This window comes from Sphingobium sp. DEHP117 (assembly GCF_030867385.1).
In the GTDB taxonomy this organism is placed as follows: domain Bacteria; phylum Pseudomonadota; class Alphaproteobacteria; order Sphingomonadales; family Sphingomonadaceae; genus Sphingobium.
Genome location: NZ_JAPFBJ010000004.1, coordinates 59,000 through 73,493, shown reverse-complemented (window position 1 = coordinate 73,493; position 14,494 = coordinate 59,000). Strand labels below are relative to the sequence as shown.

Genomic DNA, 14,494 nt, shown 5'->3' with positions numbered 1-14,494 from the left:
AATGACCAGACTGAGCCTTTCCCTCGCCTGTTGGGGCTATGACCGCACCGAAGCCCTCCAGACGGGCGCGGTCCGGCCCGACGGCATCGACCTCAACTTTCAGGTTCTGGATGTCGAGGAAACCTTCTTCCGCATGCTGCGCAATCGAGAATTCGATGTCGCTGAACTGTCGATGTCGTCCTATTGCGTGACCCTGGGCCGCGAGAATCCTGGCTTCATCGCCATTCCCGTCTTTCCTTCGCGCTTCTTCCGCCACTCCTGCATTTTCGTCTCCGCCAAAAGCGGCATCGAAAAGCCCGAGGATCTCGTCGGCAAGCGGATCGGCGTGCCTGAATATCAGATGACGGCTCCGGTCTGGATCCGCGGCATCCTGCAGGACGAGTATGGCATTGATCCTGCGTCGGTCACCTACGTCACGGGTGGTGAAGAGGAGCCGGGGCGCGAGGAGAAGCTGAAGCTCAATCTACCCGACAAGTTCAAGGTCGAGCCGATCGGACCCACCCAGACCTTGAAGCGCATGCTGGCGGATGGAGAGATCGATGCGCTGCATACTGCGCGGGCGCCGTCGACCTTCTATTCGGAGCCGGGCAAGGTTCGGCGCCTCTTCCCCAATTTTGTGGACGTTGAAAAAGCCTATTTCGCGAAGACAGGAATCTTCCCGATCATGCATGTCGTGGCCATCCGGCGAGACGTGTATGAGAAGAATCGATGGATTGCTCAGGCGCTTTACAAGGCATTCGTAGAAGCCCAGCGGTTGAGCTATGAACAATTGTTGGTGTCGGCATCGCTGAAAACGATGTTGCCATGGCAGATCGCCGCAGTGGAGGACACTATTGCTACGATGGGCAGGGAATGGTGGCCCTATGGCATCGAAAAGAACCGCCACGTCATCGAGACATTCACGCGTTACCATCACGAGCAGGGCCTGTCGCCCCGCCAGCTCACCATAGAAGAGATGTTCGCGCCCGAGACTTTCGCCGAGTTCCGCATCTAAGAAACCATCCTGCACGAGGCCAGTCTACTGCTCACATGATGGTCCTCGGGACACGTTTAATATCCCGAGGACCATCATAGGAATATGGGTTTCGGGTGCCGGGTACGGTTTTGCGATGCGTTCGTGCGGCGTCTGTGCGAGTGGAGGATCGGTTGAACCCGTCAGGAGTGAACAGATGTCGAAGCACGCCCCCAAACTCGATCCGGAACTGAGTTTGGGCTATCAGGTTCGGCGCTGCCACCGACGGTTCGATCGGCTCTTGAGTGCCTATTTGGCCAAGCACGAACTCAAAACCGGTTTCTGGTACTATCTTCGTGTCCTATGGCTCAGGGACGGGGTGACCCAAAAATATCTGAGCGACATGACTAACGTCACCGAAAATACGACGGTCGCCATGATAAACGCCATGCTTCGGCAAGGGCTGGTGCAACGCGCCAAGGACAAGGATGATCGTCGAAAATTGCGGATTACTCTTACAGATCATGGCCGTGCGCTCGAAAAGGAGCTGATGCAATACGCGATCGACATCAACAAGGTCGCTGTTGCTGGCATCGAGCCGCGCGAAGTTGAAATCTGTCGATCGGTCCTCGAGCGCATATCAGCCAATCTCGCTGCCGAATTTGATAGGCTGCCTGCGAAGCCTGCTGACGAAGGATGACTCCTCCACATCATCCCTGGATCAGGGGCAACAGGCCATGAACAGGGAGGGACGTGTGCGCCATGGCTGAACGGGAAGGCCTCACGGCCACTCCAACTCCCGATAGAGGGAAGCCTTGGCGCAGCCTGACCGACCGTTTCGGCCGAACGATCACTTATGTCCGCCTGTCCGTCACCGATCGGTGCGACCTGCGCTGCCGTTATTGCATGGCCGAGCGCATGGAGTTCCTGCCGCGCCAGGACCTCCTCACCCTGGAGGAACTGGCGGAACTGGCCGATGCCCTGATCGCGCGAGGTGTGCGACGCATCCGCCTGACCGGTGGCGAGCCTCTGGTCCGTCGCGGCATCGTCGGGTTGGTGGAGGCGATCGGCCAACACATCGGCAACGGCCTTGATGAGCTGACGATGACAACCAACGCTACCCAGCTCGCCACAGTCGCGCGCGACCTCCATCGATATGGCATTCGCAGACTCAACATCAGCCTCGACAGCCTCGACCACGAGCGCTTCCGGGCGATCACCCGGCGCGGCGACCTGGACCAGGTGTTGGCCGGGATCGCCGCCGCGCAAGACGCGGGCCTCGCCGTGAAGATCAACATGGTTGCGCTCAAGGCGCTCAACGAAGATGAAATCGGAACAATGTGTCAACGGCGGAGCAAAAGTCGGCCATTCGGCGGCGTAAAACCAGGCCATCGTGTTACATGCCGGGGGGAGTGGCGTGAGGGCGTAGCCCGAGGGCCACTCCCCCCGGCATTGGTGTAATTTTCAGGGTCTGGTTTTGGCCTTGCGGGCCCGGCTGTGCGCGAGGCGATAGCTTTCGCCGTTCATCTCGAGGATGCTGACGTGATGGGTCAGGCGATCGAGGAGCGCGCCTGTGAGACGCTCAGATCCGAAGGTTTCGGTCCATTCGTCGAAGGGCAGGTTGCTGGTGATGAAGGTGGAGCCGCGTTCGTAACGCTGGGAGATCAGCTCGAACAACAGTTCGGCGCCGGTCTTGGAGAGCGGCACAAAGCCCAGTTCGTCGATGATGAGCAGCTTGTATCCGGCCATCTGCTTCTGGAAGCGCAGAAGACGGCGCTCGTCGCGGGCCTCCATCATTTCGCTGACCAGCGCTGCCGCGGTGGTGAAGCCCACCGACAGTCCTTTCTGGCATGCTGCCAGTCCGAGCCCCAACGCTACGTGCGTCTTTCCGGTGCCTGATGGCCCCAGAGCGATGGCGTTCTCACGCCGCTCGATCCACTCGCAGCGCGCCATCTCGAGCACCTGCATCTTGTTGAGCCTGGGGATGGCGGCGAAGTCGAAGCTGTCGAGGCTTTTGACGGCGGGGAAGCGCGCGGCCTTGATGCGCCGCTCGACCATGCGACGCTCCCTGTCGATCATTTCCATCTCGACGAGGCGGGCGAGGAAGCGGATATGATCGACGCCTTCAGCGGCACATTGCCGCGCGAGCTTGTGATGCTCACGCAGGCACGTAGGCAGCTTGAGCGCCTTGAGATGGTGAGCGAGAAGGATCTCCGGGGCCTGATCGCTCATGCGGCCTCCTGCCGGTCGGAGAGCAGGCTCAGATAGGCTCTGGCAAAGGTCTTCTCGACCGTGGTGCGTGGCAGGAAGGGATAGACGTCCAGGTCCAGCCTGGGCGGTACGCGTTCGATCCGGCACAGGACGAGGTGCTTGACGGCATCGAAGCCGATGGCGCCAAGATCGATGGCCTGTTCGACCGCCGCCTGGAGATCGGCGAGGGTGAACGTTTCCAGCAGGCGCAGTACCTGCACATATTCGCGCCTGCCATGTTTGTGCATGCGCCCTTCCATCAACCGCTGCAGTGTCGTGAACGCTTCGGGCAGGTCCCAGCCCTGCAAAGGCGCAGCCTGGTCGAATGCGTTGATCTTCTGCTCGATCAGCGGGAGATAATGGAGCGGGTCGAAGACAACCTCCTCGCGGGCATAGCAACGAGGATGACGGGCGATGACTTCGCTGCGGCAGCCGATCACCACCTCATCGACATAGGCCCTGATCCAGACCTCCTGATGGCCCCAGGCCACCGGAACCGAATAATCGTTGGTCCTGTAGCGCACCAGGGATTGCGAGGAGACCCTCCCGCCTTTCTGATCGCAGGCCTCGAAGGGTGTAGCGGGCAGAGGCTGCATGGCCGCGAGATCGCGCTGCAGCCGCTCACCGATCGTCTCGCTCTGCCCGCGCACCTTGTCCTGCTGGCGCTTGCGGCATTGCTCCTCCAGCCACAGGTTGAACGCCTCCCAGGTCGGGAACTTCGGGATCGGCACCATGAAGTTGCGCCGGCAATAGCCTACCAGCCCCTCCACATTGCCTTTCTCGTTCCCCTTGCCCGGGCGAGCATAGCGGTCGCGGATCACGTAATGTGACAGGAAAGCGCTGAACAGCGTGGCACGCTGCCGCGTGCCGTCGGGCAGGATCTTCGTCACAAGGCAGCGATCGTTGTCATAGACGATCGAGCGCGGTACCGCGCCGAAAAACGCGAAGGCATGCACGTGTCCGTCCACCCAGGCCTCCGCCACCGCCGCCGGATAGGCCCGCACATAGCAGGCATCACTGTGCGGCAGATCGAGCGCGAAGAAGTAGGCCTTCTGCTCCACCCCGCCGATCTCCACCAGCGCTTCCCCGAAATCGGCCTGCGCATCTCCCGCAGGGTGCGCCAGCGGCACGAACATCTCCCGGCTGCGCTGTTCGCGCTCCCGGATGTAATCCTTGATGATCGTATAGCCGCCGGTGAAACCATGCTCGGTGCGCAAACGGTCGAATACCCGCTTCGCCGTATGGCGTTGCTTGCGCGGGACACTGCGGTCACCCTCAAGCCATCCATCAATGATCGCCACAAACCCGTCCAGCTTCGGGCGCTGCGGTACGGACTGGCGCCGGTAACCCGGCGGCGATGAAAACGACAGCATCTTGCGTACCGTTTCGCGCGACACATTGAAACGCTTCGCCGCCGCCCGTTGGCTCATGCCATCCGCGCAAGCCAGACGGACCTGAAGATAAAGTTCCACGCTGTAGATCCCCACACCTCCCTGACTCGGCAGAAAGGCTTCAAGGTGGACGACTTTTACGCCGCCCGCAGCAGGACTATCCCGCCGCTACCGTGGTCGAATATTGCTCCGCCGTTCTCACCACCGTGCACTTGGCAATCGAAATACCCTCGCGGCGCAGTTGATGCCAGACCTTGCGCGCGCCGTAGAGGCCAAAGCTGTTCTCGTGCACGCGCTTGATATGCTCGCGCATGTCGTCATCGCGCCGGGCACGTGCTGAACGCCTGGCGGGGTCGGCCAGACGGGCAGCATGTTCACGATAGGAGGACGGGGCGATCGCCAGTTCGCGGCAGATCGGCTCGATACCCAAGTCCTCGCGATGCGCGTCGATGAACGACATCATCACCTCTCGCGGCGGTCGAGCTCCGCCAGCGCAAAATACGCCGATGCCTTGCGCAGGATCTCGTTCGCGCGCCGCAGCTCCTTTACCTCGCGCTCGAGCAGCTTGATCCTGGCCTTCTCATCAGCGGCAAGCGCCGCTGGCCCCGCTCGTCGGCTCGCCTCCTCGCGGCACCAGCGGCGCAGCGTCTCGGCCGTACAGCCAATCTTGGCGGCAATCGAAGACATCGCCTCCCACTCCGAACCGTAATCGGCGCGATGTTCGCCAACCATACGCACTGCACGATCGCGGATCTCAGGTGAAAACTTGTTCCGGGTTCTACTCATAACGAAAGCTCCTTCTCATAAATCGGAGCCTCCGGAAAACCCGGGGCGCTTCACTCCTCGGCCTGCAAGGATTAGCGGGAGAAGGATGGGGGCGGTCGCCCGCCCCCATCCCCATATCCTTAGCGGTGCTGCGCTTCGCCCGAATGGTCGGCATGATCGCCGGCCTTCTTGGCATCCTTGCAGCAGTCCGCGCCCTCCTTACAGCACGCCATATCGGCGCAACAAGTGGCCGTAGCGGCCATCGCGGTGGTCGAGAGAGTCAGCGCGATGGCCGCGCCGATGATCTTGATCGTGGTCATTAATATCTCCGAAATTGATTGAGTGCGTTGGTCGGTGTCACGCAGCTCGCGGAGGGGGCGTCGCCGGCGCGCGGGCCAGCCCGGCCAGATTGGCCTGGCGCCCGGGCCAGGGAACGATAGCGGCGAAGGGGAGCGGCGCTACGTGAGCGATCGGCTCGCCCTGAAAGGCACTGGCGCAGGGCATCGAGCAGGCTGGCGCGGGTGCTTTGTTGTCTGGTGCGCGATGACTCTTGCCCTCGCAATCGACCATCGTCGCCGCGCTCGGAACGGCCGCGACGGCAACGGCCTCGCAGAGCGGCCCGACCCGCAAGACCAGCATCAATGCCAACACGGCGAACAGCGCCGTGCGCGCGAGGGTGGGGAGCGGGAAAGCGCGAAGCATCATTACCTTGCGTTTAGACAATTGGGCCCAGTCGGCCCGAAGCTGCGATTTTGGCCAGGTTGAAGAACGAACACTGAACGCTTGATTGATTCTACCAGGACCGTTGCTGACCACCGACCTCGTAGATATCGGCTTCCATGGAGCAATTGTAGCTCTCTGCGATGTTGAACATCTCGGAGAGGAGGCTTTGGATTTCCTCATCAAGGGAAATGCCATCCGGATCGGGGTCATAGGCGACGGTCAGTTTGTAATCACAATTGCCGTTTTTTACCATGGCGTAGTCGCGTTCCAGCATCGCCTCAATCCGCTCCCGAGCGGGTTTTCTACCTCTTCCACGCTTGTTGAAGTTCTCGATAATCAGATGCAGGGCGATGCTGGCAGTGGGCGGCTTTTCCGGCAGTTTGGTCTGTGACGGAATAATGTCGAGCGCCCGATAGACGGTCATTCGTGAGACCTTCAGGTCGCGGGCAACGCGGGCCTTGCTGGCGCCGGCGGCAAGGCGACGGCGGATTTCATCGTCATCGACGTTCTTCTTCCGGCCTTTGTAAACGCCTTCGGCGCGCGCCGCTTCGATCCCGGCGCGCTGACGATCCTTGATGAACTTCAGCTCCATATCGGCGACCATGCCGAGTATGGTGATGACCATTCGCCCCATGTCGCCCGCCGTCGTCACCTCTGGCTCAAGGATGCGCAGCGAAGCTCCCTTTTCATCAAGCTCATGCACCAGGTTCAGGACATCGCGCGTGGAGCGGCCGAGCCGGTCGAGCCGCAGCACGACCAGCTCGTCGCCGGTGTGCATAAACTGCATGATCGTTTCCAGTTCCGTGCGCCCGCTCCGCGAGGCCCCCGATCCGGTCTCGGAACGGATAATTTCGCAACCTGCATTCTTGAGGCGGCCAATCTGGATATCCAGATCCTGGTCCGTGGTGCTGACGCGGGCATATCCGATACGAGCCAAGTGCAAAATCCGTCACATTAGGGTGGCTCTTGCAGTGTATCGTCACATTGAGCGCAAACCCACCCTTTTGTGACAGACGAATGGTGTCACTCGGCCCTATCACTCTGGGTGTACCCAAATGTTATAGGCCGATCAGCCGCCTCACGCTGCAAGCCGTCCAAAATCAATCCGGTCGTTCAGGTCGAGGTCGAAGCGGCCATAAGGGTTCACATGACTGTAGATCAACGGCGTGAGACCACGATAATCTTCCGGCGTCATCCGCCCCGCCCACTTCGGCTCAACCAGTACGGTCTGAAGCATGCGGGTGTTCACATACACCAGCGACGCTTGCAGGAGGTGTAGCGCCAGAACGGAGATTTCCTGCTCATGGATGCGGTTGGTGGCGATCTCGCCGCCCTTGCCGAAGAACACGAAACCATTAGCGCCGTTCCAGTTCTCAACCACATTCAGCCCTTCGTGGATCTCGCGGCGGAATGCCTCCTGACGCAAATACCGGCATAGGAAGATTGTTTTGACCGCGCGGCCGAGTTCACTCAGCGCCTTGTAGGTCGGGTGCATCACTTCGGCTCTGGCAAACCGGAGCAGGATCGCTTCCGGATCGGCGGTGCGCGATTGCATGGCAGCGGCATATTTGACCATTTCGTCATATTGTTGCTCGATCTCGTCCCAGTCGATCGGGCTGGAGAGGATCGGCAGTAAATTGGAAAGCCGCGTGCGCATGCCGGCTTGGGGAAGGGCCAGTTTCTGGCGTGCCACTGCTTTCAGCCGCGGGGCAAGCTCAAATCCAAGGAGTCGGCAGAACGCAAAGCCGACTGCGCTCTGGCCGTGGCTATCGACGTACTGGCGCTGGATTTCCATGTCGGTGCAATGGCGTAGCACGCCTTCGATCATGGAGGCGACCTCCGAGGAAGAGCACCGCTTGAGCTGGGAATAAACGCAGGTCGCGCGCTTCTCCACATGCCAGTAGATCATGACGCCACGGCCGCCATAGCGGGCGTGCCATTCCGTCATCAGGTTGCGGTCCCACGCGCCGAACTTCGTTGAATCGGACGCGCATGCCGTGCCCGCATCTCCCCATACTGCGGCATTGCGGATTGCCAGTGTCGCGTTTGCTACCCGCGCGCACGCCTCCCTCAGCGCTGGCGCGTGGATGAAACGGCGATGGACATGCAGCAATTCCTCGTAACTGACATCGGGTGTTGCGCCAGCGACCCGCTTGAGCCCGGCGTTCGTGCCCAAGCCATAGAGACACAGCAAAAGACGCTGAGCCAAGGCTGCTTTCGACAGGGTAACCCGCGAGGCCGACGTTTCGAAAGCATCCATCAATCCCGTGTCCAGAGCAGCCTCTTTCAACACGTCCAGCAGTCCGGTCATCGGCCAGCGCTGACCGATCTCGCTTTTGATCGAAGCGAGACCCTTCGGTTCGGGCAAGGGCTTGAACGGTGTAATCGATATCCGGTTGTCGCCGCGCCACAGGAGCCGGACCTTGTCGTTTTGTGGAATATTGGCATTGAGGAGCAACAGTTCCCGTTCAAGCTCCTCCCGGATCGAGGCGCAAAACGCCTGCGCATCTGGCGTCAGGCTGAGGCCGGAATAGTACGCATCTCGCCTGATCTCGAAGTCCTTGGGAAGATCGTCATCGGGATTGCGATAGCGATCCGCCCCGACCACCCAGATTTCTTTGGAGCGGATGCGGTCGCGCAGTTGCGTCAGGACGCAAAGCTCATAGCTGATCCGGTTTACCCGCCCATCGTCATCAATGACGGAACTGCGCCATCGCGCTGGAATCACCTCATCGATCGGAACATCCTGCAATGGCACGAAGCGGCATCCGCCATCCACCTTGCTCCTGATCCAGTCGAGGGCCGCCAGGACCGGCCGCCACACCGCGTTGTTCGACCGGAACTCAAGTACGGAAAGCAGGCTTGACAGCATGCGCCGGTAATGATTGGCCCAGGAACCACGCATCACCTTGTAGATGCGCCGGTCCAGAGCGCCCTTCGCATGGCTCTCCTTGACGATCGCCGCCAGCTTGGCCTTACCGGCGATCGGGAAAATGACATCGCAGATGCGCCCCGATGGTTCATTGATCGAGGCGCTGGCGATCTCGACCAGCAGGCGCTCCTTTCCATAGACCCGCTCGATGTCTTTCGCGATATCGCCCACCACCTTGCGTTTCGAGCGCGTTCCGATCTTGTGAACGGTTTCGATCAGCAGGTCGATCATCGCGTCAGTGAGTTGCGCCTCCCGCGACATTAGATAAATCGCATAAAGGCCGAGCTGTCGCGCCGGCGCATGCCGGCGCATCTCCGAGGCCTTTTCACCGGCAACGCGGCGAACAATCTGATCGACCCATGGCTTGCCCGTAGCCGTCAGGAGATCATGGGGAAGATCAAGTCTCTGGATAAAGGCGAGTTTCTCGGTCACGTCGAGAATGTTGTCGAGCGTTGCCTGTCCGGCGTCACCCTTCATCCTGTTGAATCCGGTCGAGCTGTCCGGATCGGCAAGCGAGGCTTCCAATAACGCCACCGCATCTGACGAAAGCCGATCACTGGTTCCGATCAGCCAGGTGTCCAGATAATCTTGCCGTTGTGAGCGAACGACACGTTCAAGCTCCTTGCGCGACGGCCCATAAATACGCCGGTCCCGGCACCACAGGAAAACATGCTCAAGCATGGCATTGATCGACTGGCCGCCCGGGCACAGCTCGCCAGCAATCCATTCCGTCAATTGCGCGCGATCCACCCGCTTCATGCGGTGATATCCAAGATGGATCAGGATCTCCGCACAATGCCGTCGTGCTGTCCGACTGGAAAAGTCATAACCGGCTATCTCGCCAGCCTCGACACCGAGTTGCTCGGCCAGATACGAGAGGCCATCGGTAGGGATTGAGCCGGGATCGATCGCGAAAAACCCCAGGGAAGCGAAGAATTTCAGCTGCGCGGCGAGGCCAAGGCGCGTCAGGGCCGGCTTCGAATTTACAAAATCAATATCGGCAAAGCTCAGGCTCCATCGTCCGATCAAATCCCCGCCCGGAATACTCCGATCCATCAACCCACTCCCTATGATGGAGCGAACTGTCCTCTTCTATGATTTCCATCGTCAATACCGAATGCCACGTTCCCAAAACGTTCTCCGACTTGGCCAAAATCGCAGCTTGGGGCCGACTGGGCCAAGAAGGAATGCACGCTGGTTTCGACATTCAACAGGCCCGATGGTTCGGGTCATGCAGGGCCGATTTCGATGAGCGGAGATAGCGGGGAAATCAACCTGCCGTTCGACCTGAGTATCGGATATCAAATCCGACTCACGCATCGACTTATGCAAAAGCTGCTACAGCTGAAGATCGAGCAGTTCGGCGTCACCCTGGGCATGTGGTACTTCTTGCGCGTCCTGTGGGACCAGGACGGCTTAACCCAGAAGGAACTGTCCGACCTTGTTGGAACGATGGAGCCGACCACGCTTTCGGCGATCGCTTCCATGGAGCAACGGGGAATCGTTGCCCGGGTCCGCAACGCGGCGGACAAGCGGAAGATCAACATCTTCCTCACCCCTTACGGTCACGAGCTGAAAAGGAAGCTTCTGCCCATTGGCATCGAAGTTGGGGATATCGCTAAGACCGGCATTTCGCGCCGCGAAGCGGATCTCCAGATCGCCCTATTGGGCGAGCTGCAGACCAATCTAGAAGCTGCGATTCGGAGCCTCTCCCCCGAGGAGCCCGACGCGAAGCCGGGTCGGCGGCGCCGAGAGGACCGAGGGGTCGCCGGCATCACTCATGAGGCAGGCGACTGATGCGATAGTGGGTGTCCTCGCCACCATGGATGCCCCACATCAATGTTGCGCGCCGATACTTACATCACTAATGGTTAGATAACTAAGGAACTGCACGGTGGCGGTCTGCGACGTGAAGGTTGCGTGGAGAGGTGTGCTGATGGTCAGGCCTTGCCTCCGACCGAATCGTCGTCGCTCTCCACCGCGCGGTTGATGACTGCAATCGCTTAGGTGCGGGCCGCGTCCGGTCTGCGAGAGTATCGGGAGAGTTTGAACTTATGAGTTCATCAGCCTTTAAAGGCGCGGATGTGTCCGATCGCCTGGATCGCGCGATAGACAATGCTCTCGCCGACAATCGTTTGGTGGGAACGGTCGTGATCGTCGCCCGGGGCGGCAAGATCGCCTATCGCCGCGCGGCGGGATTTGCAGACCGTGAATCGCAAAAGCCGATGCAAACGGATAGCATTTTCCGATTTGCATCGGTGACCAAACCCTTTGTCACCGCCGCCGTGATGCGCCTGATCGAGGATGGTGTTGTGAGGCTGGACGATCCAGTGACGCGCTTCCTGCCCGACTTTCAGCCGCGCCTGTCCGATGGATCGGTTCCGGTCATCTCGATCCGCCATCTGCTCACGCACACATCGGGGCTCGGCTATCCGTTTCAGGAAGGGAGCGATGGCCATTATCGTCGCCTCGACGTCTCCGACGGGTTGGATCAACCGGGATTGTCGCTATCCGAGAATCTTCGGCGCCTGGCTGCCGCCCCGCTTACCGCCGCACCGGGGTCGGGTTTTCGCTATTCCCTTGGCATGGATGTGATGGGAGGGGTGGTTGAGAGCGTTACCGGTGGTTCGCTACGCGATGCTGTGCGCAAACTGGTCACGGATCCGCTGGGTATCGTCGATACCGGCTTTGCCGTTGCGGATGTTGAGCGGCTCGCGACGAATTACTTCAACAGCGAATCCGTTCCCGTCCGCATCACGGACGGCATGGTAGTGCCTCTGGATGCCTTCAACGGGTCGCTAACGTTCGCGCCGAGCCGTATCCTGGATCCAAACTCCTATCCGTCAGGCGGGGGTGGGATGGTGGGGACTGCGGGCGACGTCCTGCACTTTCTGGAAACCATCCGGCTCGGGGGTGGTCCGATCCTGAAGCCTGAAACAGTCGAGATGATGGCGACCGATCAGCTCGGACCTCAGGCTGCGGCCTGCGGGCCGGGTTGGGGCTTCGGCTTCGGCTGGGCAGTGCTTGCAGATCCGCACGCCGTCCCGTCGCCGCAGTCTCCCGGAACGCTTCACTGGGCCGGCGGATACGGCAATAGCTGGTTCATCGATCGTGCAAACGCGCTGACGGTCGTGGCCATGACCAACACGGCCTTTGAGGGTATGTCGGGGAAGTTCGTGTCCGACATCCGGGACGCCGTCTACAACTGATCCCCGCAAGGAATCCGCGACCGGCCGGCGTAAGCCGGCCGCGCCGCAGCGAAAATGCGGAGGCGCCGCGTCGATCGCGGCGGCCAGATCACAAATCGTTGCGGTGGCTCCAGTCGATGATCCCGTCGATACAAGCGCTGACATGTTCGGGCTGGCCCTGGTAGAAATGGGTCGCGCCCTTGATGCTCACAAATTCCTTGTTCGCAACGGTGAGCGCGTTGTGAATGATCGGATTATGGCTCGCGGGAACCGCGTCGTCCGCTTCATTCTCGATCTGCAGCACAGGGGTCCGATGGATCTTTGTCGCGTTAACGGCAGCCTTGGAGTTGGATAGGTCGTAGGACCATTGCGACAGCCACGAGCGCAGGGTTGAGAATCGCGCCAAACCAGCGGGTCCCACGTTCACCGTGCGTGGATTGCCAAGATAGGATGCCCCCGGCGCGCGTCCATTGGGGTCGATCGTCGGATCAATCCAGCGCACGTCGCACATCGTGCGGTGCGTGACGAAGGCGCGTTCGGTTTCGCCGTCGTTGCGACGACGGAGCGTGGCAAGCATTTCCTCGGCCCAGGCGGTAATTCTGCGATTGCGGGCCCGCTGCCTCTCGCGGAAGGCGGCGATGAAGTCAGCGGTGAATGGTGGTTTGTTCGGGCAGTCCGGACTATAGATATCGAATTCGAGATCGCGCGTGTCCGGGTCGAATTCGTCGATGACGGAGGGGTCAAGCCATTCGGTCAGCACTTCCGCCCGGCTGAGGTGGGCGGCGATGAGGACTATTCCGTCAACCCGCTGCAGCCGCGCTGCTGTCAGGTCATAAAGGTCGCCGGCGGGCGTGTGGGTGATTGTCGGATGTTCAGACTGGGCCGCATAAAACAGCGATAGCGAGCCGCCGCCCGACCATCCCACCAGGATCACCTTTTCATAACCCAGCGACTCGCGCGCGTGGCGCACCCACTGGCCCATGTCGTAGGCGACCTTTTCCATAATCAGCGCACTATCGTTTCTCGGGTAGCGACTCGACGCGCAAAGTACGTGCAACCCCGCATCGGCAAGCGCCTCAGGCATTGGGAGCAGCTGGGCCGTGGCTGTGGGGTGCATGAACAAATAGACCGCCTTAGATGGCCGCGCTCTCTGCCGGAACAGCTGGCCTTCCAGCTCGGTCGTGCCCTCGGCGCCCGCAAAACTGTAGGTCTCCGTCATCCCCGGTTGATCGCGGAAGCGAACGATTTCGGGAAGGCGATCCCATAGCGCCTTTGTCGGCAATCCTCTCTCCATGGCCATATCCTTAGTTATCCAACTATAATTGCGTATTACCGTACTCCAGTCAAGGTGTCAACGGCGGTCGGATTCCAGGCCATGATGGCGGAGTAAAAGCAGGCCATTGAAGATGAGCGCGGATGATATGCAAAGGGCCCCGATCGGGGCCCTTTGCATATTTGCCGTTTTGCGGCGGGTCAGTCGGTGGCGTGGGCGGGAGTGGCCTGGTTTTGCTCCGCCCCGGCAGCGCGGCGGCGGTGGGCGGACTGCTTGAGGCGGTAGCTGTCGCCGTTCATGGTGAGGATGCTGACGTGGTGGGTGAGCCGGTCGAGCAGCGCTCCGGTGAGCCGCTCGGACCCCAGAACTTGGGTCCAGTCCTCGAACGGCAGGTTGGAGGTGACGATCGTCGATCCCCGCTCGTAACGCTGCGAGAAGGTTTCGAACAACAGTTCCGCGCCCGTGGGCGAGAGCGGAACGTAGCCCAGTTCGTCAACGATCAGCAGCTTCACGGCGGCAAGGTCGCGCTGCATCTTGAGCAACCGCTTTTCGTCGCGGGCTTCCATCAACTGGTTCACCAGCGCCGCGGCGGTGGTGAACGCGACGGTGAAGCCCTTCTGGCAGGCCGCCAGGCCCAGCGCGAGCGCGACGTGGGTCTTGCCGGTGCCGCTGTTACCCAGCGCGATGATGTTTTCCCGCCGCAGGATGTATTCGCAACGCGCCAGCTCCAGGACGAGCATCTTGTTGAGGCTGGGGATGGCCGTGAAGTCGAAGGTATCGAGGCTCTTCACCGCCGGGAACCGGGCGGCACGGATCCGGCGCTCGACCGTGCGGCGTTCCCGGTCGATCAGCTCCAGTTCGATGAGGCGCAGCAGGTAGCGGGTATGATCGACGCCATCACGCGCGCATTCCCGGGCCAGCTTCTCATACTCGCGCAGTACCGTCGGCAGCTTGAGCTGCTTGAGGTGATGCGTCAGCAGAACCTGAGGCGTGCCTGCCGTGGTGCCGGCCGGCATCTTG

Annotated in this window: 12 protein-coding genes, 2 pseudogenes and 1 other annotated feature; of the genes and pseudogenes, 5 read left to right on the top strand and 9 right to left on the bottom strand. The window is 60.7% G+C overall.

What is annotated here, in order from left to right:
- Window position 1 precedes the first annotated feature (1 nt).
- The 3 genes and pseudogenes from OOT33_RS16325 to OOT33_RS16315 all read left to right on the top strand — a co-directional run.
- Complete coding sequence (locus tag OOT33_RS16325) at window positions 2-994, top strand: PhnD/SsuA/transferrin family substrate-binding protein (protein WP_017184795.1); 993 nt, start codon at window positions 2-4, stop codon at window positions 992-994.
- Between the two features lie 175 nt (window positions 995-1,169).
- Window positions 1,170-1,652 carry a MarR family winged helix-turn-helix transcriptional regulator gene (locus tag OOT33_RS16320; RefSeq protein ID WP_017184796.1) on the top strand — a complete coding sequence of 161 codons (483 nt, stop codon included), beginning with the start codon at window positions 1,170-1,172 and terminating at the stop codon, window positions 1,650-1,652.
- A 62-nt stretch (window positions 1,653-1,714) separates the two neighbouring features.
- A pseudogene (locus OOT33_RS16315) lies at window positions 1,715-2,293 on the top strand (radical SAM protein); the annotation flags it as partial.
- Between the two features lie 123 nt (window positions 2,294-2,416).
- On the opposite strand, the gene istB (OOT33_RS16310) reads toward OOT33_RS16315, so the two are convergent.
- From istB (OOT33_RS16310) to OOT33_RS16280, 7 genes and pseudogenes are all read right to left on the bottom strand, one after another.
- Window positions 2,417-3,184 (bottom strand): IS21-like element ISSsp5 family helper ATPase IstB, encoded by a 768-nt coding sequence (gene istB, locus OOT33_RS16310; RefSeq protein ID WP_007686288.1) that lies wholly within the window; start codon window positions 3,182-3,184, stop codon window positions 2,417-2,419.
- Complete coding sequence (gene istA / locus OOT33_RS16305) at window positions 3,181-4,674, bottom strand: IS21 family transposase (RefSeq protein ID WP_011950768.1); 1,494 nt, start codon at window positions 4,672-4,674, stop codon at window positions 3,181-3,183. Before istA ends, istB (OOT33_RS16310) begins: the two co-directional genes overlap by 4 nt.
- A 115-nt stretch (window positions 4,675-4,789) precedes the next feature.
- A pseudogene (locus OOT33_RS16300) lies at window positions 4,790-5,379 on the bottom strand (IS3 family transposase); the annotation flags it as partial.
- Window positions 4,984-5,098: a sequence feature (AL1L pseudoknot), on the bottom strand. Its footprint overlaps the pseudogene before it by 115 nt.
- A gap of 119 nt (window positions 5,380-5,498) precedes the next feature.
- On the bottom strand, window positions 5,499-5,678 hold the full coding sequence (locus OOT33_RS16295) for a hypothetical protein (protein ID WP_037556847.1): 180 nt from the start codon (window positions 5,676-5,678) through the stop codon (window positions 5,499-5,501).
- 37 nt (window positions 5,679-5,715) lie between these two features.
- Window positions 5,716-6,063 (bottom strand): hypothetical protein, encoded by a 348-nt coding sequence (locus OOT33_RS16290; protein ID WP_037556848.1) that lies wholly within the window; start codon window positions 6,061-6,063, stop codon window positions 5,716-5,718.
- Between the two features lie 88 nt (window positions 6,064-6,151).
- A complete protein-coding gene (locus tag OOT33_RS16285) occupies window positions 6,152-7,018 on the bottom strand; it encodes a recombinase family protein (RefSeq protein ID WP_006953933.1) in 867 nt (288 codons plus the stop codon).
- A 141-nt stretch (window positions 7,019-7,159) separates the two neighbouring features.
- Window positions 7,160-10,069, bottom strand: a complete 2,910-nt coding sequence (locus OOT33_RS16280) for a Tn3 family transposase (protein ID WP_307751047.1) — start codon at window positions 10,067-10,069, stop codon at window positions 7,160-7,162.
- A 192-nt stretch (window positions 10,070-10,261) separates the two neighbouring features.
- Between OOT33_RS16280 and OOT33_RS16275 the strand changes: the two genes are divergently transcribed.
- Both OOT33_RS16275 and OOT33_RS16270 read left to right on the top strand, forming a co-directional pair.
- Window positions 10,262-10,810: a MarR family winged helix-turn-helix transcriptional regulator gene (locus tag OOT33_RS16275; protein ID WP_052182396.1), complete on the top strand. Its 549-nt coding sequence runs from the start codon at window positions 10,262-10,264 to the stop codon at window positions 10,808-10,810.
- A gap of 287 nt (window positions 10,811-11,097) precedes the next feature.
- A complete protein-coding gene (locus OOT33_RS16270; protein ID WP_197423807.1) occupies window positions 11,098-12,222 on the top strand; it encodes a serine hydrolase in 1,125 nt (374 codons plus the stop codon).
- A gap of 88 nt (window positions 12,223-12,310) precedes the next feature.
- Here the strand turns inward: OOT33_RS16270 and OOT33_RS16265 are convergent, their stop codons facing one another.
- Both OOT33_RS16265 and istB (OOT33_RS16260) read right to left on the bottom strand, forming a co-directional pair.
- Window positions 12,311-13,285 (bottom strand): alpha/beta fold hydrolase, encoded by a 975-nt coding sequence (locus OOT33_RS16265; protein ID WP_307751046.1) that lies wholly within the window; start codon window positions 13,283-13,285, stop codon window positions 12,311-12,313.
- Window positions 13,286-13,674: 389 nt separating this feature from the next.
- Window positions 13,675-14,490: an IS21-like element helper ATPase IstB gene (istB, locus tag OOT33_RS16260; protein WP_037556858.1), complete on the bottom strand. Its 816-nt coding sequence runs from the start codon at window positions 14,488-14,490 to the stop codon at window positions 13,675-13,677.
- Between the last annotated feature and the right edge of the window lie 4 nt (window positions 14,491-14,494).

Excerpts from the sequence above, each read along its gene's own strand:
- OOT33_RS16295 (WP_037556847.1), bottom strand. The coding sequence starts at position 5,678 with ATGACCACGATCAAGATCATCGGCGCGGCCATCGCGCTGACTCTCTCG.
- istB (WP_037556858.1), bottom strand. The coding sequence starts at position 14,490 with ATGCCGGCCGGCACCACGGCAGGCACGCCTCAGGTTCTGCTGACGCAT.
- OOT33_RS16265 (WP_307751046.1), bottom strand. The coding sequence starts at position 13,285 with ATGCCTGAGGCGCTTGCCGATGCGGGGTTGCACGTACTTTGCGCGTCG.
- istB (WP_007686288.1), bottom strand. The coding sequence starts at position 3,184 with ATGAGCGATCAGGCCCCGGAGATCCTTCTCGCTCACCATCTCAAGGCG.
- OOT33_RS16325 (WP_017184795.1), top strand. The coding sequence starts at position 2 with ATGACCAGACTGAGCCTTTCCCTCGCCTGTTGGGGCTATGACCGCACC.
- OOT33_RS16280 (WP_307751047.1), bottom strand. The coding sequence starts at position 10,069 with ATGGATCGGAGTATTCCGGGCGGGGATTTGATCGGACGATGGAGCCTG.
- OOT33_RS16290 (WP_037556848.1), bottom strand. The coding sequence starts at position 6,063 with ATGATGCTTCGCGCTTTCCCGCTCCCCACCCTCGCGCGCACGGCGCTG.
- OOT33_RS16275 (WP_052182396.1), top strand. The coding sequence starts at position 10,262 with ATGAGCGGAGATAGCGGGGAAATCAACCTGCCGTTCGACCTGAGTATC.
- OOT33_RS16320 (WP_017184796.1), top strand. The coding sequence starts at position 1,170 with ATGTCGAAGCACGCCCCCAAACTCGATCCGGAACTGAGTTTGGGCTAT.